General features: G+C 53.4%; 2 protein-coding genes. Both read right to left on the reverse strand.

Annotated elements, in window-relative coordinates:
* Positions 1 to 157: 157 nt before the first annotated feature.
* A complete protein-coding gene (locus BUC26_RS22510; protein WP_244155940.1) occupies positions 158 to 1,183 on the reverse strand; it encodes an IS3 family transposase in 1,026 nt (341 codons plus the stop codon).
* A 35-nt stretch (positions 1,184 to 1,218) separates the two neighbouring features.
* Entirely contained in the window at positions 1,219 to 1,527 is a 309-nt protein-coding gene (locus BUC26_RS24330; protein WP_073379676.1) for a transposase, read from the reverse strand.
* Positions 1,528 to 1,596: the final 69 nt, after the last annotated feature.

The following is a 1,596-nucleotide window of genomic DNA, read 5'->3' on the forward strand; positions in this document are numbered from 1 at the left end:
TGTTTTGCTTCAGTTGAAATTGGAGAATTCTCGATTCAAAGTTAGTGGGTTGCATCCCGGAGCCATTTCCGGGGAAATCATATCCAAGCTCCTGAGTCGGAGCCCCGCCGGAGGCGAGGGCGGCACAGCCGCTCCTTCGCCATCGCCACTTTCAGGCTTAGCAGATTGGGGCCGGGCCGACAGGGTCGCGCAGCGCCCCCGCAGGGGGCTTGACCTTGTCGGCCCGGCCCCAATCTGCTACCAGCGGTGCGGCGTTCTCCCTCATGGCTTGGTGACATCTCTTTAACTTCCTGGCGGCTCTTGCTGCCTCGAGTTTGCGATCTCGATCTTTGAAAATCTGCTCTTCCCGGCCTTCAAGCTTGTCCTTGGGGGCGATATAACCGATAGCGCTATGTAGCCGTTCATCGTTGTAGTAGGCAATATAGCCGGCGATCTGGGAACGGGCTTCGTCAAGAGACAACGCCACCCCGGGCCGAATGCATTCACTTTTGATGGTCTTGTGGTACCGCTCCAGCTTGCCGTTGCTTTGTGGGTAAAATGGTGACGTCCGGACATGCGTCATTCCCGCTACACGGATGAACTCCTTAAAGTCTTTGGCGATGAATTGAGGCCCGTTATCGGAGATGATCCGCGGCTTGGCCTGGGGAAATTTCTCCCGCGCCCGCTGCAGGATAATCTCCACATCCTGCTCGGTCATCGCTTCACGCAGCTCCCAGTGGACAATGTATCGGCTGAAACCATCCAAAATGGTGCACAGATAGTAAAAAGTACTGCAAATATTCACATAGGCAACATCGATATGCCAGTGCGCGTGCGGTCTGAGCGGTTGGACAAAACCTTTCCCCTTTCGGGAGGGCTTGCCTTTCCATCGGCGCAGCAGATCGGCTTTCTTCAGCACCCGGTAAACGCTGCTCGGGCTGACCGCGACAATATCTCGATCGAGCATCATGAAGGTCAAACGACGATATCCCTCCAGCGGATGCTTGAGGTAGAACCTGATGATAGCCTGCTTCTCCCAGTCGTCAAGCCAGAAGTCGCGGGGTATCAGACCATTGTGCTCATTGACTTTGCCGTATCGTGATTGCCAGTTATAGTACTTGCTGGAGCCGATCTCCAGCCAGTTGATAAATCGCGTCACGGCGATACCAGTGCGGCTCGACCACTGCTGAACAAAATCGACCACGGTATCGCGGGTATCATGGGGAACCCACGACGCTTTCAGGGAACCCCAAGTGTTTTTTTTAGGCGAACGTGTTCCTCCATCAATTCGGAGAGCACCTCGTTCTTGACTTGCAGCTTAGCCTCCAGTTCTTCAAAGCGCTTCCGCTCGGCCCGTTGCCGACGAGCATCGCTTTTCTCAAAGGCGGCTGCACCGTTTTCGAAAAATTCTTTTTGCCACCGGTAAAATACCGTAGGATTGAGCAGATATTCGTCGCATAGGTCTGAGACCGACACTTTGTCAACAAGATGGCGCTTGATAATGGCAACCTTCTCGTTGGCTGAATAGTTTTTGCGTTTTCGTTTCATGGTGAATTCCTCCTTGTGAGTAAACTAACTCAAATGGGGGAATTCTCCAATTCGCGCTGAACCAAAACA

The sequence above is a fragment of the Desulfofustis glycolicus DSM 9705 genome (assembly GCF_900130015.1).
Taxonomy (GTDB): Bacteria; Desulfobacterota; Desulfobulbia; order Desulfobulbales; family Desulfocapsaceae; genus Desulfofustis; species Desulfofustis glycolicus.